The 18002-nt window shown below is 67.3% G+C and carries 25 protein-coding genes; 24 read left to right on the top strand and 1 reads right to left on the bottom strand.

Annotation, left to right across the window (positions count from 1 at the left end):
- Positions 1–103 precede the first annotated feature (103 nt).
- The 14 genes from G6N48_RS15385 (at position 104) to G6N48_RS15320 (ending at position 10155) form a co-directional block, all read left to right on the top strand.
- Entirely contained in the window at positions 104–712 is a 609-nt protein-coding gene (locus G6N48_RS15385; protein ID WP_264050398.1) for a TetR/AcrR family transcriptional regulator, read from the top strand.
- A 442-nt stretch (positions 713–1154) separates the two neighbouring features.
- A complete protein-coding gene (gene rpsJ / locus G6N48_RS15380; RefSeq protein ID WP_003873519.1) occupies positions 1155–1460 on the top strand; it encodes a 30S ribosomal protein S10 in 306 nt (101 codons plus the stop codon).
- Between the two features lie 15 nt (positions 1461–1475).
- Complete coding sequence (rplC, locus tag G6N48_RS15375; protein ID WP_085271938.1) at positions 1476–2129, top strand: 50S ribosomal protein L3; 654 nt, start codon at positions 1476–1478, stop codon at positions 2127–2129.
- Entirely contained in the window at positions 2129–2788 is a 660-nt protein-coding gene (gene rplD / locus G6N48_RS15370) for a 50S ribosomal protein L4 (protein WP_085271939.1), read from the top strand. Before rplC ends, rplD begins: the two co-directional genes overlap by 1 nt.
- The gene (gene rplW / locus G6N48_RS15365) at positions 2788–3090 is read left to right on the top strand and encodes a 50S ribosomal protein L23 (protein ID WP_085258076.1); all 303 of its coding nucleotides are present in this window, start codon (positions 2788–2790) and stop codon (positions 3088–3090) included. Before rplD ends, rplW begins: the two co-directional genes overlap by 1 nt.
- A 27-nt stretch (positions 3091–3117) precedes the next feature.
- Positions 3118–3960, top strand: coding sequence for a 50S ribosomal protein L2 (gene rplB / locus G6N48_RS15360; RefSeq protein ID WP_085271940.1), 843 nt, complete (start codon positions 3118–3120; stop codon positions 3958–3960).
- Between the two features lie 29 nt (positions 3961–3989).
- A complete protein-coding gene (gene rpsS / locus G6N48_RS15355; protein WP_019514048.1) occupies positions 3990–4271 on the top strand; it encodes a 30S ribosomal protein S19 in 282 nt (93 codons plus the stop codon).
- On the top strand, positions 4268–4801 hold the full coding sequence (rplV, locus tag G6N48_RS15350) for a 50S ribosomal protein L22 (protein WP_085271941.1): 534 nt from the start codon (positions 4268–4270) through the stop codon (positions 4799–4801). Before rpsS ends, rplV begins: the two co-directional genes overlap by 4 nt.
- Entirely contained in the window at positions 4801–5634 is an 834-nt protein-coding gene (gene rpsC / locus G6N48_RS15345; RefSeq protein WP_085271942.1) for a 30S ribosomal protein S3, read from the top strand. Before rplV ends, rpsC begins: the two co-directional genes overlap by 1 nt.
- Positions 5635–5637: 3 nt before the next feature.
- Entirely contained in the window at positions 5638–6054 is a 417-nt protein-coding gene (gene rplP / locus G6N48_RS15340) for a 50S ribosomal protein L16 (RefSeq protein ID WP_085271943.1), read from the top strand.
- Entirely contained in the window at positions 6054–6287 is a 234-nt protein-coding gene (rpmC, locus tag G6N48_RS15335; protein ID WP_085271944.1) for a 50S ribosomal protein L29, read from the top strand. The genes rplP and rpmC overlap by 1 nt, the downstream gene beginning before the upstream one ends.
- On the top strand, positions 6287–6628 hold the full coding sequence (rpsQ, locus tag G6N48_RS15330) for a 30S ribosomal protein S17 (protein ID WP_085271945.1): 342 nt from the start codon (positions 6287–6289) through the stop codon (positions 6626–6628). Before rpmC ends, rpsQ begins: the two co-directional genes overlap by 1 nt.
- A gap of 102 nt (positions 6629–6730) precedes the next feature.
- Entirely contained in the window at positions 6731–9100 is a 2370-nt protein-coding gene (locus G6N48_RS15325; RefSeq protein ID WP_085271946.1) for an arylsulfatase, read from the top strand.
- Positions 9101–9228: 128 nt separating this feature from the next.
- Positions 9229–10155, top strand: a complete 927-nt coding sequence (locus tag G6N48_RS15320; RefSeq protein ID WP_085271947.1) for a DUF4436 domain-containing protein — start codon at positions 9229–9231, stop codon at positions 10153–10155.
- A gap of 17 nt (positions 10156–10172) precedes the next feature.
- Here the strand turns inward: G6N48_RS15320 and pstS are convergent, their stop codons facing one another.
- Positions 10173–11294 carry a phosphate ABC transporter substrate-binding protein PstS gene (gene pstS, locus G6N48_RS15315; RefSeq protein ID WP_139826030.1) on the bottom strand — a complete coding sequence of 374 codons (1122 nt, stop codon included), beginning with the start codon at positions 11292–11294 and terminating at the stop codon, positions 10173–10175.
- A gap of 382 nt (positions 11295–11676) precedes the next feature.
- Here pstS and G6N48_RS15310 point away from each other — a divergent pair, with 382 nt between their 5' ends.
- The 10 genes from G6N48_RS15310 (at position 11677) to rplR (ending at position 17988) form a co-directional block, all read left to right on the top strand.
- Positions 11677–12624: a DUF4436 domain-containing protein gene (locus G6N48_RS15310; protein ID WP_085271948.1), complete on the top strand. Its 948-nt coding sequence runs from the start codon at positions 11677–11679 to the stop codon at positions 12622–12624.
- 29 nt (positions 12625–12653) lie between these two features.
- Positions 12654–13544 carry a formylglycine-generating enzyme family protein gene (locus G6N48_RS15305; RefSeq protein ID WP_085271949.1) on the top strand — a complete coding sequence of 297 codons (891 nt, stop codon included), beginning with the start codon at positions 12654–12656 and terminating at the stop codon, positions 13542–13544.
- A 239-nt stretch (positions 13545–13783) separates the two neighbouring features.
- A complete protein-coding gene (locus tag G6N48_RS15300; RefSeq protein ID WP_085271950.1) occupies positions 13784–14740 on the top strand; it encodes a DUF4436 domain-containing protein in 957 nt (318 codons plus the stop codon).
- A 282-nt stretch (positions 14741–15022) separates the two neighbouring features.
- On the top strand, positions 15023–15391 hold the full coding sequence (gene rplN / locus G6N48_RS15295) for a 50S ribosomal protein L14 (RefSeq protein WP_003403649.1): 369 nt from the start codon (positions 15023–15025) through the stop codon (positions 15389–15391).
- Complete coding sequence (gene rplX, locus G6N48_RS15290) at positions 15392–15709, top strand: 50S ribosomal protein L24 (protein ID WP_085271951.1); 318 nt, start codon at positions 15392–15394, stop codon at positions 15707–15709.
- A gap of 4 nt (positions 15710–15713) precedes the next feature.
- Positions 15714–16286: a 50S ribosomal protein L5 gene (gene rplE, locus G6N48_RS15285; protein WP_085271952.1), complete on the top strand. Its 573-nt coding sequence runs from the start codon at positions 15714–15716 to the stop codon at positions 16284–16286.
- A gap of 4 nt (positions 16287–16290) precedes the next feature.
- On the top strand, positions 16291–16476 hold the full coding sequence (locus tag G6N48_RS15280; RefSeq protein ID WP_007167851.1) for a type Z 30S ribosomal protein S14: 186 nt from the start codon (positions 16291–16293) through the stop codon (positions 16474–16476).
- Positions 16477–16618: 142 nt separating this feature from the next.
- Positions 16619–17017 carry a 30S ribosomal protein S8 gene (rpsH, locus tag G6N48_RS15275; RefSeq protein ID WP_085271953.1) on the top strand — a complete coding sequence of 133 codons (399 nt, stop codon included), beginning with the start codon at positions 16619–16621 and terminating at the stop codon, positions 17015–17017.
- A 21-nt stretch (positions 17018–17038) separates the two neighbouring features.
- Positions 17039–17578, top strand: a complete 540-nt coding sequence (rplF, locus tag G6N48_RS15270) for a 50S ribosomal protein L6 (protein WP_085271954.1) — start codon at positions 17039–17041, stop codon at positions 17576–17578.
- 41 nt (positions 17579–17619) lie between these two features.
- Positions 17620–17988 carry a 50S ribosomal protein L18 gene (rplR, locus tag G6N48_RS15265; protein ID WP_085272082.1) on the top strand — a complete coding sequence of 123 codons (369 nt, stop codon included), beginning with the start codon at positions 17620–17622 and terminating at the stop codon, positions 17986–17988.
- Positions 17989–18002: the final 14 nt, after the last annotated feature.

Raw genomic sequence — 18002 nt, 5'->3', positions numbered from 1 at the left:
GATAGACAGATAGTCTCATCCCCAAACAGGGAGGTGGATCACAATTAACGTGGAGGCCACGGGCAACGGCACCGATCCCCGCCCCGCACGGTCTCGCGCCCGGTTGCTCGACGCCGCCGCCGCGCTGCTGCGCTCAGGGGGCCCGAGTGCGGTGACGGTCGACGCCGTCACCCGGACCGCCAATGTGGCGAGGGCTACGTTGTATCGCCACTTCTCCAGCGGGAACGACCTGCTGGCGGCCGCTTTCGGCAGCCTGATCCCGCCGTCGCCGATGCCGCCGGACGAGGGCTCGCTGCGGGACCGGCTGATCGCCATGGTGCTGGCGCAGGCCGAATTCGTCGCCGAGGCGCCGATGGCGCTGACCGCGATGTCCTGGCTGGCCCTCGGGCCCGACCTCAACGGTTTGCCCGAGCCGCGCGACGGAAGGTCCGGCGGCAGCCCGGCCATCACGACGCTGCGGGAACGCATCGCCCAGCAGTACGCGGCGCCGTTCGACGCCCTTTTCGACAGCCCGGAAGCGGCCGAGCTCGGTGAGGTCGACCGATCCCGCGCCATCGCCCTGCTCATCGGCCCGCTGGCGCTGGGGCGCCTGTCGACGCTTCCCGATTTCGACTACCGCGAGTGTGCGATCGCCGCCGTCGACGGCTTCCTGCACGTGCAGCGCGCGCGCGGCAGGGCCGGCGCGGCCAACGTCGAATCGGCGGGTGCCTGAGCTTCCCCAGAGCCGCGTGGCGACGGGCAAAAGGGGCCGCGTACGACGGGCCCGGCGGGCGCCGCGGCGCCCCCGTGATCAGGCGCTACATCGTCGCGTGGCACCGGGTGCGCCGGCTCCGCCGGAGATTTGGTCAAACCCACGTTCTAGGGCATACTGTTCAGGTTGCCTCGAGCCGGGTTTGCGCCTGGCCGGGCATACGACCAGCGCCCAAACGGGCGCGTCCGGTCCCATCCTCGGAGCGCGACTGATTTCAGCCGCGATCGAGGCTGCGTGAGGGTGACACACCCGAGCGCGGGGGCCGGTGGACCACGACAGGTAAACAGCGGCGCAGTATTCGGCGCGACGCTCGATCGGCCCCACGGCGGGCCGGGTCAATCGGCGCGCCGGGAGGCACCAGTCCGACACATCGGACTTCAAGTGGAGTGAGGGTAGGAGAAGCGTGGCGGGACAGAAGATCCGCATCAGGCTCAAGGCCTACGACCATGAGGCAATCGACGCGTCGGCGCGCAAGATCGTCGAGACCGTCGTCCGCACGGGTGCCAGCGTCGTGGGGCCGGTGCCGCTGCCGACCGAGAAGAACGTGTATTGCGTCATCCGCTCTCCGCACAAGTACAAGGACTCGCGGGAGCACTTCGAGATGCGCACCCACAAGCGGCTGATCGACATCCTCGACCCGACGCCCAAGACCGTCGACGCGCTGATGCGTATCGACCTTCCGGCCAGCGTCGACGTCAACATCCAGTAGGAGCTTGGTGGACTCATGGCAAGAAAAGGCATTCTGGGTACCAAGCTGGGCATGACGCAGGTGTTCGACGAGAACAACCGGGTGGTCCCGGTGACGGTCGTCAAGGCCGGCCCCAACGTGGTGACCCGCATCCGCACCCCGGAGCGCGACGGCTACAGCGCCGTGCAGCTCGCGTACGGAGAGATCAGCCCGCGCAAGGTCAACAAGCCGGTGACCGGTCAGTACACCGCGGCGGGCGTCAACCCGCGCCGGTTTCTGGCCGAGCTTCGGCTGGAGAACCCCGACGCCGCGGCCGAATACGAGGTCGGTCAGGAGCTGACGGCGGAGATCTTCGCCGACGGCACCTACGTCGACGTGACCGGCACCTCCAAGGGGAAGGGCTTCGCCGGCACCATGAAGCGCCACGGTTTTCGCGGCCAGGGCGCCAGCCACGGCGCCCAGGCGGTGCACCGGCGCCCGGGCTCCATCGGTGGCTGCGCGACTCCCGCCCGGGTGTTCAAGGGCACGCGGATGGCGGGCCGGATGGGCAACGACCGGGTGACCGTCCAGAACCTGTTGGTGCACAAGGTCGATACCGAGAACGGCGTGCTGCTCATCAAAGGCGCGGTCCCCGGCCGCACCGGTGGACTCGTGGTGGTCCGCAGCGCGGTCAAACGAGGTGAGAAGTAATGGCAGCTCTAAAGATTGACGTCAAGACGCCGGATGGCAAGGGCGGCGGCTCCATCGAGCTGCCGGCCGCGCTGTTCGACGCGCCGGCCAACGTGGCGCTGATGCACCAGGTCGTCACCGCGCAGCGCGCGGCGGCCCGCCAGGGCACGCACGCGACGAAGACTCGCGGCGCGGTGAGCGGCGGTGGCCGCAAGCCGTACCGGCAGAAGGGAACCGGCCGCGCGCGGCAGGGCTCGACGCGAGCCCCGCAGTTCACCGGTGGTGGCGTCGTGCACGGCCCGCAGCCGCGCGACTACAGCCAGCGCACGCCGAAGAAGATGATCGCCGCGGCGTTGCGCGGTGCGCTGTCCGACCGGGCTCGCAACGGACGCATCCACGCGGTCACCGAGCTGGTGTCGGGCCAGACCCCGTCCACCAAGAGCGCCAAGACGTTCCTGGCCAGCCTGACCGACCGCAAGCAGGTCCTGGTGGTCATCGGCCGCAGCGACGAGGCGGGCACCAAGAGCGTGCGGAACCTGCCCGGCGTGCACATCCTGGCGCCCGACCAGCTCAACACCTACGACGTGCTGCGCTCTGACGACGTGGTGTTCAGCGTCGAGGCCCTCAACGCCTACATCGCGGCGGCAACGCCGACTACTGCCGAGGAGGTTTCGGCCTGATGGCGACCATCGCTGACCCCCGCGACATCATCCTGGCGCCGGTCATCTCCGAGAAGTCCTACGGATTGCTCGACGACAACGTGTACACGTTCGTGGTTCACCCCGATTCGAACAAGACGCAGATCAAGATCGCGATCGAGAAGATCTTCTCCGTCAAGGTCGCGTCGGTGAACACCGCGAACCGGCAGGGCAAGCGCAAGCGGACCCGGACCGGGTTCGGGAAGCGCAAGAGCACCAAGCGCGCCATCGTCACCCTGGCGCCGGGCAGCAAGCCGATCGATCTGTTCGGAGCGCCGGCCTAGCCGCGCGAGAGAGAGACCTGATTAGACATGGCAATCCGCAAGTACAAGCCGACGACCCCGGGCCGCCGCGGCTCCAGCGTGTCCGACTTCGCCGAGATCACCCGGTCGGAGCCGGAGAAGTCGTTGGTGCGCCCGCTTCACGGCCATGGCGGGCGTAACGCGCACGGCCGGATCACCACCCGCCACAAGGGCGGCGGCCACAAGCGCGCCTACCGGTTGGTCGACTTCCGCCGCAACGACAAAGACGGCGTCAACGCCAAGGTCGCGCACATCGAGTACGACCCGAACCGCACGGCCAACATCGCCCTGCTCCATTTTCTGGACGGCGAGAAGCGCTACATCCTTGCGCCGCAGGGACTTTCGCAGGGTGATGTGGTCGAGTCGGGCCCCAACGCGGACATCAAGCCCGGCAACAACCTGCCGTTGCGCAACATCCCGGCCGGTACGCTCGTGCACGCCGTGGAGCTGCGGCCGGGCGGTGGCGCAAAGCTGGCGCGCTCGGCCGGGTCGAGCATCCAGCTGCTCGGCAAGGAAGCCAGCTACGCGTCGCTGCGCATGCCCAGTGGCGAGATTCGCCGCGTCGACGTGCGCTGCCGCGCAACGGTCGGCGAGGTCGGCAACGCCGAGCAGGCGAACATCAACTGGGGCAAGGCCGGCCGTATGCGGTGGAAGGGCAAGCGCCCGACCGTCCGCGGTGTGGTCATGAACCCGGTGGACCACCCGCACGGCGGTGGTGAGGGCAAGACCTCGGGTGGCCGCCACCCGGTCAGCCCGTGGGGCAAGCCCGAGGGCCGCACCCGCAAGCCGAACAAGGCAAGCAACAAACTCATCGTCCGGCGCCGGCGCACCGGCAAGAAGCACGGTCGCTGAGGCAGTCCAGGACCAGGAGTAAAGAGCTCATGCCACGCAGCCTGAAGAAGGGCCCGTTCGTCGACGACCACCTGTTGAAGAAGGTCGACGTCCAGAACGAGAAGAACAGCAAGCAGGTCATCAAGACCTGGTCGCGCCGGTCGACGATCATCCCGGACTTCATCGGCCACACCTTTGCCGTGCACGACGGACGCAAGCACGTCCCGGTGTTCGTCACCGAGTCGATGGTCGGTCACAAGCTCGGAGAGTTCGCGCCGACGCGCACCTTCAAGGGGCACATCAAGGACGACCGGAAGGCCAAACGGCGATGACGACAACCGAATTCCCGTCTGCGGTCGCCAAGGCACGGTTCGTGCGGGTGTCGCCGACCAAGGCGCGCCGGGTCATCGACCTGGTGCGTGGAAAGTCGGTGGCCGACGCGCTCGACATCCTGCGCTGGGCGCCGCAGGCCGCCAGCGAGCCGGTGGCCAAGGTGATCGCCAGCGCCGCGGCCAACGCGCAGAACAACGACGGCCTGGACCCCTCGACACTCGTGGTCGCCACGGTCTATGCCGACGAGGGGCCGACCGCCAAGCGCATCCGCCCGCGCGCCCAGGGACGTGCGTTCCGGATCCGCCGCCGCACCAGCCACATCACCGTCGTGGTGGAGAGCCGGCCGGTCAAGGACGAGCGGTCGGCGAAGTCGACCAGGGCCCGCCGTGCCGAGGCCAGCAAGGCCGCCGCGAAGAAGGCGCCCGCAAACAAGGCGCCGGCGGCCAAGAAGGCCTCTGCCGCCAAGGCTTCCCCGAAGGCGGAAGCCAAGGCGCCTGAGACTTCTGAAGCGAAGGGAGGCTCAGACTAGTGGGCCAGAAGATCAATCCGCACGGCTTCCGGCTGGGCATCACCACCGACTGGAAGTCCCGGTGGTACGCCGACAAGCAGTACTCCGAGTACGTCAAGGAAGACGTCGCGATCCGGCGGCTGTTGTCGACCGGTCTCGAGCGCGCCGGCATCGCCGACGTGGAGATCGAGCGCACCCGCGACCGGGTCCGGGTGGACATCCACACCGCGCGTCCCGGCATCGTCATCGGGCGCCGCGGCACCGAGGCCGACCGCATCCGTGCGGACCTGGAGAAGCTGACCGGCAAGCAGGTCCAGCTGAACATCCTCGAGGTCAAAAACCCGGAGTCGCAGGCACAGTTGGTGGCCCAGGGCGTGGCCGAGCAGCTGAGCAACCGCGTGGCGTTCCGCCGCGCGATGCGCAAAGCCATCCAGTCGGCGATGCGTCAGCCCAACGTCAAGGGCATCCGCGTGCAGTGCTCGGGCCGCCTCGGCGGCGCGGAGATGAGCCGCTCGGAGTTCTACCGCGAGGGCCGGGTGCCGCTGCACACGCTGCGCGCCGACATCGACTACGGCCTGTACGAGGCCAAGACCACCTTCGGCCGGATCGGCGTGAAGGTGTGGATCTACAAGGGCGACATCGTCGGTGGCAAGCGTGAACTGGCGGCGGCCGCCCCGGCCGGCGCCGACCGTCCCCGCCGCGAACGGCCGTCGGGCACGCGCCCGCGGCGCAGCGGGGCATCGGGCACCACGGCGACCAGCACCGAGGCAGGACGCGCGGCCGGCGAGGAAGCCGCGGCCGGATCGTCCGCCGAGGCTGCGCCGCCCCTGGAAACGCAGAGCACGGAGAGCTGAATCATGTTGATTCCCCGCAGAGTCAAGCACCGAAAGCAGCACCATCCCCGCCAGCGCGGCATCGCCAGCGGCGGCACGTCGGTGAACTTCGGTGACTACGGCATCCAGGCCCTCGAGCACGCCTACGTCACCAACCGGCAGATCGAGTCGGCGCGTATCGCGATCAACCGGCACATCAAGCGTGGCGGCAAGGTCTGGATCAACGTCTTCCCGGACCGCCCGTTGACCAAGAAGCCGGCGGAGACCCGGATGGGTTCGGGTAAAGGTTCGCCCGAATGGTGGGTCGTCAACGTCAAGCCCGGCCGCGTGCTGTTCGAGCTCAGCTACCCCAACGAGCAGATCGCCCGCGCCGCGCTGACCCGCGCAATCCACAAGCTGCCGATCAAGGCACGCATCGTGACCCGAGAGGAACAGTTCTGATGGCAGTGGGCATTTCGCCTGGCGAACTGCGCGAGCTCACCGACGAGGAGCTGGCCGAGCGCCTGCGCGAATCCAAGGAGGAGTTGTTCAACCTTCGCTTCCAGATGGCGACGGGACAGCTCAGCAACAACCGGCGGCTCCGTACGGTGCGTCAGGAAATCGCGCGGGTGTACACCGTGCTGCGTGAACGTGAACTGGGCCTGGCATCCGGGCCTGACGGTAAGGATTCGTGATGGCAGAAGCCAAGGCAGCCAGCAAGACCGCCCCGACCGACGGCGCGTCGAAGGAGAAGGGCCCCAAGAACACCCCGGGCACGCCTAAGACGCGCGGCCGCCGCAAGGTGCGCATCGGTTACGTGGTGAGCGACAAGATGCAGAAGACCATCGTGGTCGAGCTCGAGGACCGCGTGCGTCACCCGCTCTACGGCAAGATCATCCGCACCACCAAGAAGGTCAAGGCGCACGACGAAAACAGCACCGCCGGCATCGGTGACCGCGTCTCCCTGATGGAGACACGACCCACGTCGGCGACCAAGCGCTGGCGCCTCGTCGAGATCCTCGAAAAGGCGAAGTAGCGGCGAATCAGGGCCCCGGGCGCCGGTAGCGCTCGGACGTCTCTTCGGGGGTGTAGTCTCTCGACGTTCGGCAGATGAAGCCACGACGAGAGTGAGGCTGCCATGGCGAGTGATGCGGGCCCATCGGGCGGTTTCGGCGGAAAGATCGAACTCGATATCCGCGATTCGGAGCCCGACTGGGGACCGTACGCCGCGCCCACCGCCCCCGCGAACTCACCGAACATCCTCTATCTGGTCTGGGACGACACCGGCATCGCGACCTGGGACTGCTTCGGCGGTCTGGTCGAGATGCCGGCCATGACACGCATCGCCGAGCGCGGTGTGCGCCTGTCGCAATTCCACACCACCGCGCTGTGCTCGCCGACCAGGGCGTCGCTGCTGACCGGCCGCAACGCCACCACCGTCGGCATGGCGATGATCGAGGAGTTCACGGAGGGGTTCCCGAACTCGAACGGGCGCATCCCCGCCGAGACCGCGCTGCTCTCCGAGGTGCTCGCCGAGCGCGGCTACAACACCTACTGCCTGGGTAAGTGGCACCTGACCCCGCTGGAAGAATCGAACCTCGCCGCGACCAAGAGGCACTGGCCCACGTCGCGCGGCTTCGAACGGTTCTACGGGTTCCTGGGCGGGGAGACCGACCAGTGGTACCCGGACCTGGTGTACGACAACCACCCGGTGAGCCCGCCCGCGACGCCGGAAGACGGCTACCACCTGTCGAAGGATCTCGCCGACAAGACAATCGAATTCATCCGCGACGCCAAGGTGATCGCGCCCGACAAGCCGTGGTTCAGCTATGTATGCCCGGGTGCGGGGCACGCGCCGCACCACGTCTTCAAAGAGTGGGCGGACCGCTACGCGGGCCGCTTCGACATGGGCTACGAACGGTACCGCGAGATCGTGCTCGAGCAGCAGAAGTCGATGGGCATCGTGCCGCAGGACACCGAATTGTCGCCGGTCAATCCCTATCTGGACGTCAAGGGCCCCAACGGCGAGCCGTGGCCGCTGCAGGACACGGTGCGGCCCTGGGACTCACTGACCGGCGAAGAGAAGAAGCTGTTCAGCAGGATGGCGGAGGTGTTCGCCGGTTTCCAGAGCTACACAGACGCCCAGATCGGCCGGATCCTGGACTACCTGGAGGAATCGGGGCAGCTGGACGACACCATCATCGTGGTGATCTCCGACAACGGGGCCAGCGGCGAGGGCGGCCCGAACGGATCGGTGAACGAGGGCAAGTTCTTCAACGGCTACATCGACACCGTCGAAGAGAGCATGAAGCTGTTCGATCAGCTCGGCGGGCCGCAGACCTACAACCACTACCCGATCGGGTGGGCGATGGCCTTCAACACCCCGTACAAGCTCTACAAGCGCTACGCCTCACACGAGGGCGGAATCGCCGACACGGCAATCATCTCGTGGCCCAACGGGATTGCCGCGCACGGCGAGGTCCGCGACAACTACGTCAACGTCTGCGACATCACTCCGACCGTCTACGACCTGCTGGGCATGACGCCGCCCGACACTGTCAAGGGGATCGCCCAGCAGCCGCTGGACGGCGTGAGCTTCAAAGTGGCGCTTACGGATTCGGCCGCCGACACGGGCAAGCGGACGCAGTTCTACACCATGTTGGGTACCCGCGGGATCTGGCATGAGGGCTGGTTCGCCAACACCGTGCACGCGGCGACGCCCGCCGGCTGGGGGCATTTCGACGCCGACCGCTGGGAACTGTTCCACATCGAAGCCGACCGCAGCCAGTGCCACGACCTGGCCGCCGAGCATCCCGACAAGCTCGACGAACTCAAGGCGCTGTGGTTCTCCGAGGCCGCCAAGTTCAACGGCCTACCGCTTTCGGATCTCAACATCTTCGAGACCATGACCAGGCAACGCCCGTATCTGGTGACCGAGCGGGACAGTTACGTCTACTACCCCGACTGTGCGGATGTCGGCATCGGTGCCGCGGTGGAGATCCGCGGCCGCTCGTTCGCGGTGCTGGCCGACGTCACCGTCGACACCACCGGAGCCGAAGGTGTGCTGTTCAAACAAGGCGGCGCGCACGGGGGCCACGTCCTTTTCATTCAGGACGGGCGTCTCTACTACGTGTACAACTTCCTCGGGGAGCGCCAGCAGCTGGTGTCGTCGTCGGACGCGGTGCCGCTGGGCCGGCACGTGTTCGGGGCTCGTTACGCGCTGAAGGGAACCGTTCCCAACAGCCACACGCCGCTCGGTGACGTCACGCTGTTCATCGACGACAGGGAGGTCGGCGCGCTTGCCGACGTGACCTCGCACCCCGGGACGTTCGGGCTCGCCGGCGCCGGGATCACCGTCGGACGCAACGGCGGCTCGGCGGTGTCGAGCCGGTACAAGGCGCCGTTCAGATTCACCGGCGGCACCATCGCGCGGGTGACCGTCGACGTGTCCGGTCGGCCCTACATAGACGTGGAAAAGGAACTCGCACTGGCGTTCTCGCGCGACTGAGTCTGCTGCCTCCGGGGTTCCGGCGCGCGACCGTGTCGCACGGGCCGCAGCGGACACGCTGGGCGCGGCAGCAAATTGCGTCCGGAGACGGTCACCCGGCTGCTAGCATCTGGCCCCGTGATGCCTCGATGACCGCTGTGCCTCCGCCGCCGCCCGCGCCACCCGCGCCGCCCGCGTCGCGAGGACCCCGCATAGCAATCGCTTTCGGAATCGTGGTGGCGGTCATCGTCATCTACGTGCTCTCCCTGATCGCGGTGCACCTGCTGGCCAGGTCCGCGCCCGCGCTGCCCGCCGTGGACTTCAGCAAGATCGAGGCCGAGGACAGCGTCGTGCAGGTGCACCTGGAGAAGCTGGACACCGTCGCCAACCGCCTCACGGTGAATGTCCTTGTCTACCCTAAGGATTCGTTGTACGACAAGAACTTCGGCGTGCTGACCACCGACGCGGCCGTGCGGTTGTATCCCGAAAACGACCTGGGGGATCTGCAGTACCCGGTGGGCAAGGCCCCCGCGCAGGTCAGCACCACGATCGAGGCGCATGGTGACCCCGGGAACTGGCCCTTCGACTCCTACAGCACCGACGAGATCGCGTCCGACGTGTTCACGGGATCCGGCCAGAGTCGCGAAAAGACCTCCGCCCGAGTCGAAGTGACCGGGAAGCTGGACGGATGGGACGCGGTCGTGACCCGCATCCACGATTCCGCCGACCCTCCCGACGTGCAGGACAACGTGCGGGTCACGTTGCACAGGTCCAAGGGGCCGCTTGTCTTCGACTTCGGCATCTGCCTGGTTCTCCTCGCCCTGCCCGCGCTGGCGTTGTGGGTCGCCATTCCCATGGCGCTTGGCCGGACCACCTTCCTGCCACCGTTCATCACGTGGTACGCCGCCATGCTGTTCGCGATCGTCCCGCTGCGCAATATCCTTCCGGGCAGCCCACCGTTCGGCTCGTGGATCGACCAGGCCGTGGTGATCTGGGTGTTGATCGGGCTGGTCGTCGCGATGTCGTTGTTCCTGGTCGCCTGGTGGCGGCAACGAGACCGGAAGAAGGCGAAGTAGTTTCGGTCAGACGCCGATCAGCCGGGGTCGGGCGCCCCGGGGTAGGTGATCGCGTCGACCGCGTTCGAGACCCTGGACTGGAAGCCCGGCGACAGCGGGATGTACCCGATCCTGTTCAGGTCGACCTGGCCGGGACCGATCGCCGCCTGGAGGAAGGCCTTGACCGCCTTGCCCTGGTCGGCGCCGGGATATTTCGAGCACACGATCTCGTAGGTCGCCATAACGATCGGATAGACGTCGGGATAGGCGGGGTTGTAGAACGACGAGAGGTCGAGCACCAGGTCGTTGCCGGCGCCCACGATCTTGGCGCCGGTGATGGTCTTGCCGACCGTGTCGGTGCCGATCCGCACCGGTCGTAACGCCCGCCGGCTGGCCGGGGTCTTGATCTCGGCGGCAAAGAGGCCCTGCTGCAGCGCGAACGACAATTCGTTGTAACTGATCGCACCCTCGGTGGTCTTCACCAACGCCGCCGTGCCGTTGTTGCCCGCGGCGGCGGTGCCGACACCGCCGGTGAACGTCTTCGCCGCGCCCTGATTCCAGACGCCTCCGGAGGCGGCCTGCAGGTAGGCCTGGAAGTTGTAGGTCGTGCCCGACGCGTCGCTGCGGTAGATGACCCGGATGTCCTCCGCGGGCATGGACGCGTTGAGCGCGGTGAGGGCCGGGTCGTCCCAGCGCGTGATGGTGCCGTTGAAGATCTTGGCGAGCGTGGGCGCGTCCAGCACCAGCGAGTCCACGTCCCTGAGGTTGTAGGTGATCGCCATCGGGCCGAACACCACGGGAAGATCCCACGCGTCGGCACCGCCGCATCGCCGCTTCGCGGCCGCGTACTGGTCACCGGATAACGGCGTGTCCGATCCGCCGAAATCGGTTTTGCCGGCCAGGAAGTCGCTGATTCCGGCACCCGAGCCGTTGGCGGTGTAGTCCAGGCTCTGACCCGAGCACGCCTTGCGGTAGGCGTCGACGAACCTCGTCATCGCGTTCGCCTGCGCGGTTGAGCCGCTGGCGATCAGGTCCGGCTTGCCGCCGCAGTCCACCTTGGCGCCGGCGGTGTAGGGCAGGGTCGCGTGGGCGCTGTCGCACCCCGCGAGCAGTAGTGCACTCGCGGCCACCAGGTTCATGGCCGACCGATGGTGCTTCACGGTAGTTGCCTCTCTGAAAGAAGCCGGCGATGACGCCCGGCGCCGGCGGCGGGCGCTCGGGGGCACGGCGCGCGCGCCCCGATTACGACTCTTCTTGAGAGTGACAGCTGTGCAATCCGGCAAGCAAACAAACATCAGATGAACTGGTCTGGCCCGACGGATGAAGCACGGGCGCCGCAAAATTGCCCGGCGTGCGGCGCCCCGGGGCGCCGCCGACACGTCCGGCGATTTGCTGTCGGGCGGATGTCGGTTTGTCACAGCGGAGAAAATCGATGTCGAGACGCGACTGACGATTTGCCGCATGGACAATACCGATTCGCTACGATCTGCCTCGTGTCGCCGCACCCCGCTCTTTCATGACTCCCGACGAAGGCAGTGACCGATGACCCACCACGTCCCGCCCGCTGCGCCCCCGCCGACTCCAGCTACACCGCCGCCGGCTGCACCGGCCGCGCGATCGGCGGAAACGCCGGCGAAGTCGCGCCGCCTAATCATCGGTCTCGGGCTCCTGGCGGCTTTCGTGGTCGTCTACGCCCTGTCGCTATTCGGATTTCACACGCTGGCCAAGTCGTCGGGGCCGCTCAAGCCGCCGGACCTCAACGCGACCGACGACACCGTGGTGCTGGTGCGCCTCGAGGAGCTGAAGACCGTCGCGAACCGGCTGACGGTCAAAGTGCTTGTCATTCCTCAGGATTCAATGTTCGACAAGCGCCTCGACGTGCTCAAGAGCGATACCGCGGTACGAATGGATCCTCCCAACGACCTCGGCGATCTGCAGTACCCGGCCGGGAAGTCACCGGCGCAGGTCGCCACGACGATCGAGGCGCACGGCGACCCGAACAGCTGGCCCTTCGACTCCTACACCACCGACACCTTGTCGGCCGACGTCCTGGTCGGGACCGGCGATGCCCGCCAGTACATCCCTGCACGGGTGGAGGTGAGCGGGGCGTTGGACGGCTGGGACGTCAGTGTCAGGCGGGTGGGGGAGGCCAGCCAGGATTCCGATCGTCTGGACAGCGTGGTCATCACGCTGCACCGCGCCAAGGGCCCGCTGATCTTCGACCTGGGCATCTGCCTCGTGCTGTTCAGCCTGCCCGCCCTGGCGTTTGCCGTGGCCACCCAGATCGCGCTGGGCAGACGGAAATTCGTCCCGCCCTTTGTCACCTGGTTCGCCGCGATGCTGTTCGCCGTCATCCCGATACGCAACTTCCTGCCCGGCGCGCCGCCGCCGGGCGCCTGGGTCGACCAGGCACTGGTGCTCTGGGTGCTGATCGCGCTGGTCGCCGCGATGGTCCTGTACATGGTGACGTGGTACCGGCAGTCTGACTAGAGCTCGCCCGGCGGCCCTACCCTGGACTGGTGCTCACCGAGTTGGTCGACGTGCCCGGCGGATCGTTCCGCATGGGCTCGACGAGCTTCTACCCGGAAGAGGCGCCCGTCCACACCGTGACCGTGGGCTCATTCGCGGTGGAGCGGCATCCGGTGACCAACGCTCAGTTCGACGAATTCGTCTGTGCCACCGGGTATGTCACGGTGGCCGAGCAGGCGATCGATCCCGCGCTGTACCCCGGCGCGAATCCCGCAGACCTGGTGCCGGGCGCGCTGGTGTTCCGGCCGGCCGCCGGGCCGGTCGATCTACGTGATTGGCGCCAGTGGTGGGAATGGGTGCCGGGGGCGAGCTGGCGCCACCCCTTCGGTCCGGGCAGCGACATCACCGGCCGGGCCGAGCATCCCGTGGTGCAGGTGGCCTACCCCGACGCCGCGGCGTACGCGCGCTGGGCAGGCCGGCGGCTGCCGACCGAGGCCGAGTGGGAGTACGCGGCCCGCGCCGGCAGCACGTCGAGCTACGCGTGGGGCGACGAGGTGAAACCCGGCGGCCGGCTCATGGCGAACACCTGGCAGGGCGCCTTCCCGTACCGCAACGACGGCGCCCTCGGCTGGGTGGGCACCTCGCCGGTGGGAACGTTCCCCCCCAACGGCTTCGGCCTGCTCGACATGATCGGCAACGTGTGGGAGTGGACCGTCACGCGATTCTTCGCCCATCACCGGCCGGACGGGTCGCCGAAGGGCTGCTGCACGCCGTCGGGGCCGGCGGACCCGGCGGTCAGCCAGGCGCTCAAGGGCGGTTCGCACCTGTGCGCACCGGAGTACTGCCACCGCTACCGTCCGGCGGCGCGTTCGCCGCAGTCACAGGACTCCGCGACCACCCACATCGGGTTTCGCTGTGTTGCGGATTCCGCGTCGCCTTAGCAAACCTTTCCCGTTCGGCCCGTCGCGGCCCGAGGCTGTCGGTGAACGACCGGTTGACGAGCGGTGACGTAATCAAAAAAAGCCGGTAGACGTGGGGTTTAGGCAAGCGGCAGGCACGCCCGTTCGCTAGCATCGGACCACGTGACGCCCCGACAAGCCGGACTTCAGCAGGCGGCCTTCGATCGGTGTCAGCAAGCAATTCCGCGTCCCCTGCACATTGTTGCTTGCGGTGGCAATCGATGACCACCGAGGCGCAGCCGACACTTCCGCCTCCACCAACCGACGAGCCGCCACCCCCGCCGCCTCCGCCGAAGCCGAAGAGGTCGCGACCGCGCATCATCATCGGGGTGGGCGTCCTTGCGGTCGTCATCGCCGCCTATGCGCTGTCGCTGTTCGGCGTGCACCTACTGGAGAAATCGGAAGGGCCGCTGCCCCCGCTGGATCTGAGCCAGGGCGGGGGCGATGCCACCATCGTCCAGCTGCGCCTCGAGGAGCTGAAGCCCGTCGCGAACCGCCTCACGGTGAACGTCCTCGTCTATCCCGGAATTTCGTTCTACGACAATCGCTTCGACGTGTTGGGCACCGACGTCGGCGTGCGTCTGTATCCCACGAGTGATCTCGGGGACCTGCGTTACCCCAAGGGCAAGGCGCCCGCGCAACTCAGCACCACGATCGAAGCGCACGGCGATCCCGGCGACTGGCCATTCGACACCTACCGGACCGAGCCCATCTCCGCCGACGCGTTCGTCGGCAGCGGCGACACCGTCAAGAAGGTGCCCGCCCGCGTCGAGGTCACCGGATCGCTGGACGGCTGGGACATCAGCATCAACCGCGTTCACGATCCCGCGGCTCTGCCGACCCAGCGCGGCAGCGACAACGGCAACGTGATCATCACGCTGCGCAGGGCAAAGGGTCCGCTGATCTTCGACCTCGGCATCTGCCTGGTCCTCATCAGCCTGCCGACCCTGGCGCTGTTGGTGGCCATTCCGATGGCGCTGGGCCGGCGCAAGTTCCTGCCGCCGTTCGCGACCTGGTACGCCGCGAACCTGTTCGCCATCGTCCCGCTGCGCAACATCCTGCCCGGCGCACCGCCGCCGGGCGCGTGGATCGACCAGGCCATAGTCCAATGGGTGCTGATCGCCCTAGTGACGGCGATGAGCTTGTACATCTTCGCCTGGATCCGCCAAGGTGACTGAGGCGCCGTTGCGCGAGCGCACCGTCAGCGCATCGTCACCGCCCGGGGCGGTCGCGCCCGCGGTGGGCAGGAATTTGGCTGGGAGCAGGTCGTCGCCTAGACTCTAGGGGTTGCCTCGGGCAGACCTCGGCCGGTAAACGCAAGATCATCGGCCCCGCGTGCCCTCGGGTAGCTACTGCTTTACCAGACCGCGCACGTCAGGTTGTCGGCGGGCATGTGCCCACCACCGCTCATTCACGTGAGTTCTCCTGTCGTGCAAACGCAACCAGATCAGGAGCTGTCAGTGATTCAGCAGGAATCGCGGCTGAAAGTCGCCGACAACACCGGCGCCAAGGAGATCTTGTGCATCCGGGTGCTCGGCGGTTCGTCGCGACGCTACGCCGGCATCGGTGATGTCATCGTGGCCACCGTCAAGGACGCCATCCCCGGCGGCAACGTCAAGCGCGGAGACGTGGTCAAGGCCGTGGTGGTGCGCACGGTCAAGGAGCGCAGGCGTCCCGACGGCAGCTACATCAAGTTCGACGAGAACGCGGCCGTGATCATCAAGCCCGACAACGACCCGCGCGGCACGCGCATCTTCGGGCCGGTCGGTCGCGAACTGCGCGAGAAGCGATTCATGAAGATCATCTCGCTGGCCCCGGAGGTGTTGTAGATGAAGGTCCGCAAAGGCGACACCGTCCTGGTGATCGCGGGCAAGGACAAAGGCGCCAAAGGCAAAGTCCTGCAGGCGTACCCCGAGCGCAGCCGGGTCCTGGTCGAGGGCGTCAACCGGATCAAGAAGCACACCGCGGTGTCGACGAACCAGCGCGGAGCCCGGTCGGGTGGCATCGTCACCCAGGAGGCCCCCATCCACGTCTCCAACGTGATGGTGGTCGACTCGGACGGCAAGCCGGCCCGGGTCGGTTACCGCGTGGACGAGGAGACCGGCAAGCGTGTGCGCGTCTCCAAGCGCAATGGCAAGGACATCTGAGGCTATGACCACCGTGGAAAGTACAGAAAAGGTCCAGCCGCGCCTGAAGGCGCGCTACCGCGACGAGATCCGGGCTTCGCTGCAGCAGCAGTTCGGCTACGCCAACGTGATGCAGATCCCGACCGTCACCAAGGTCGTCGTCAACATGGGCGTCGGTGATGCGGCGCGCGACGCCAAGCTGATCAACGGCGCGGTCGCCGACCTGGCCCTGATCACCGGGCAGAAGCCCGAGATCCGTCGGGCACGGAAGTCGATCGCACAGTTCAAGTTGCGCGAAGGCATGCCGATCGGCGCGCGGGTCACGCTGCGCGGCGACCGCATGTGGGAGTTCCTCGACCGTCTCACCTCGATCGCACTGCCCCGTATCCGCGACTTCCGCGGCCTGTCGCCCAAGCAGTTCGACGGTGTCGGCAACTACACCTTCGGGCTGGCCGAGCAGTCGGTGTTCCACGAGATCGACGTGGACAAGATCGACCGGGTCCGTGGCATGGACATCAACGTCGTCACCTCGGCGACCACCGACGACGAAGGACGAGCGCTGTTGCGGGCCCTCGGCTTTCCCTTCAAGGAGAACTGAGCAGATGGCTAAGAAGGCACTGGTCAACAAGGCCGCGCGCAAGCCGAAGTTTGCGGTGCGCGGCTACACCCGCTGCAACAGGTGCGGCCGCCCGCGCGCGGTGTTCCGCAAGTTCGGGCTGTGCAGGATCTGCCTGCGCGAGATGGCGCACGCGGGTGAGCTGCCCGGCGTGCAGAAGAGCAGCTGGTAACAGACCCCCACGACATCGCCCCTACCAGAAAAGGTGCGCGGCAGGCCCCCGGAGCGGGGAACCACCGCGAGGAAGGTTACAGACCTGTCATGACCGCGACAGCGATGATGCAGAGCGCAGCAATGAAGAGGAGTGGCGCTCGATGACTATGACTGACCCGATCGCAGACTTCTTGACACGTCTGCGCAACGCCAATTCGGCGTACCACGACGAGGTGACGCTGCCTCACTCCAAGCTGAAGGCCAACATCGCCGCGATCCTCAAGAGCGAGGGCTACATCACCGACTTCCACACCGAGGACGCACGCGTGGGCAAGTCGCTGGTCGTGCAGCTCAAGTACGGCCCGAGCCGCGAGCGCAGCATCGCCGGGCTGCGCCGGGTGTCCAAGCCCGGTCTGCGGGTGTATGCGAAATCGACCAACCTGCCGCGCGTGCTCGGCGGCCTGGGCGTGGCGATCATCTCCACCTCCTCGGGCCTGCTGACCGACCGTCAGGCTGCCAGACAGGGCGTGGGCGGCGAAGTCCTCGCGTACGTGTGGTGACGAAGGCCAGAAGGACTAGCGATGTCACGTATTGGTAAGCAACCGGTTCCGGTCCCCTCCGGAGTCGACGTAACGATCGACGGCCAGAACGTCTCCGTGAAGGGCCCCAAGGGCACCCTGGAGCTGACGGTCGCCGAGCCGATCGCCGTGTCGCGCAACGACGACGGTGCGATCGTGGTGACCCGTCCCAACGACGAGCGGCACAACCGCTCGCTGCACGGACTGTCGCGCACCCTGGTGTCCAACCTGGTCACCGGCGTGACCAAGGGTTACGAGACCAAGATGGAGATCTACGGGGTCGGTTACCGCGTGCAGCTCAAGGGTTCCAACCTGGAGTTCGCCCTGGGCTACAGCCACCCGGTGGTGATCGAGGCCCCGGAGGGCATCACCTTCGCGGTCCAGTCGCCCACGAAGTTCACGGTCTCCGGTATCGACAAGCAGAAGGTCGGCCAGATCTCGGCGAACATCCGCCGCCTGCGCCGTCCCGACCCGTACAAGGGCAAGGGCGTGCGCTACGAGGGTGAGCAGATCCGCCGCAAGGTCGGAAAGACAGGTAAGTAGTCATGGCGCAATCACAAGTTGACGCCGCCGCGCGGAAGCCGGTGGGCCAGAGCGTATCCGCAACCAGGCGGGTGTCGCGCCTGCGCCGGCACGCGCGGCTGCGCAAGAAACTCGCCGGCACGCCGGAGCGGCCACGCCTCGTGGTCAACCGGTCTTCCCGTCACATCCACGTGCAACTCGTCAACGACGAGAACGGCACCACGGTGGCCGCCGCGTCGTCGATCGAGGCCGACGTGCGGGGGCTGGACGGGGACAAGAAGGCCCGCAGCATCCGGGTGGGCCAGCTGATCGCCGAGCGCGCCAAGGCCGCCGGCATCGACACCGTGGTCTTCGACCGCGGCGGATACACCTACGGTGGACGGATCGCGGCGCTGGCCGATGCCGCCCGCGAGAACGGATTGCGATTCTGATGAACGACATCGTC

Source organism: Mycobacterium parmense, assembly GCF_010730575.1.
In the GTDB taxonomy this organism is placed as follows: domain Bacteria; phylum Actinomycetota; class Actinomycetes; order Mycobacteriales; family Mycobacteriaceae; genus Mycobacterium; species Mycobacterium parmense.
This window is presented reverse-complemented; position numbering and strand designations above follow the sequence as displayed.

What these genes read in the sequence shown, in the direction of transcription:
- rplC (WP_085271938.1), top strand. Translation starts at nt 1,476, where the DNA reads ATGGCAAGAAAAGGCATTCTGGGTACCAAGCTGGGCATGACGCAGGTG.
- rplW (WP_085258076.1), top strand. Translation starts at nt 2,788, where the DNA reads ATGGCGACCATCGCTGACCCCCGCGACATCATCCTGGCGCCGGTCATC.
- rpsS (WP_019514048.1), top strand. Translation starts at nt 3,990, where the DNA reads ATGCCACGCAGCCTGAAGAAGGGCCCGTTCGTCGACGACCACCTGTTG.
- G6N48_RS15325 (WP_085271946.1), top strand. Translation starts at nt 6,731, where the DNA reads ATGGCGAGTGATGCGGGCCCATCGGGCGGTTTCGGCGGAAAGATCGAA.
- rpmC (WP_085271944.1), top strand. Translation starts at nt 6,054, where the DNA reads ATGGCAGTGGGCATTTCGCCTGGCGAACTGCGCGAGCTCACCGACGAG.
- G6N48_RS15310 (WP_085271948.1), top strand. Translation starts at nt 11,677, where the DNA reads ATGACCCACCACGTCCCGCCCGCTGCGCCCCCGCCGACTCCAGCTACA.
- G6N48_RS15320 (WP_085271947.1), top strand. Translation starts at nt 9,229, where the DNA reads ATGACCGCTGTGCCTCCGCCGCCGCCCGCGCCACCCGCGCCGCCCGCG.
- rpsQ (WP_085271945.1), top strand. Translation starts at nt 6,287, where the DNA reads ATGGCAGAAGCCAAGGCAGCCAGCAAGACCGCCCCGACCGACGGCGCG.
- rplV (WP_085271941.1), top strand. Translation starts at nt 4,268, where the DNA reads ATGACGACAACCGAATTCCCGTCTGCGGTCGCCAAGGCACGGTTCGTG.
- G6N48_RS15300 (WP_085271950.1), top strand. Translation starts at nt 13,784, where the DNA reads ATGACCACCGAGGCGCAGCCGACACTTCCGCCTCCACCAACCGACGAG.
- rplD (WP_085271939.1), top strand. Translation starts at nt 2,129, where the DNA reads ATGGCAGCTCTAAAGATTGACGTCAAGACGCCGGATGGCAAGGGCGGC.
- rplF (WP_085271954.1), top strand. Translation starts at nt 17,039, where the DNA reads ATGTCACGTATTGGTAAGCAACCGGTTCCGGTCCCCTCCGGAGTCGAC.
- G6N48_RS15280 (WP_007167851.1), top strand. Translation starts at nt 16,291, where the DNA reads ATGGCTAAGAAGGCACTGGTCAACAAGGCCGCGCGCAAGCCGAAGTTT.
- rplP (WP_085271943.1), top strand. Translation starts at nt 5,638, where the DNA reads ATGTTGATTCCCCGCAGAGTCAAGCACCGAAAGCAGCACCATCCCCGC.
- rplB (WP_085271940.1), top strand. Translation starts at nt 3,118, where the DNA reads ATGGCAATCCGCAAGTACAAGCCGACGACCCCGGGCCGCCGCGGCTCC.
- rpsH (WP_085271953.1), top strand. Translation starts at nt 16,619, where the DNA reads ATGACTATGACTGACCCGATCGCAGACTTCTTGACACGTCTGCGCAAC.
- rplE (WP_085271952.1), top strand. Translation starts at nt 15,714, where the DNA reads ATGACCACCGTGGAAAGTACAGAAAAGGTCCAGCCGCGCCTGAAGGCG.
- rplX (WP_085271951.1), top strand. Translation starts at nt 15,392, where the DNA reads ATGAAGGTCCGCAAAGGCGACACCGTCCTGGTGATCGCGGGCAAGGAC.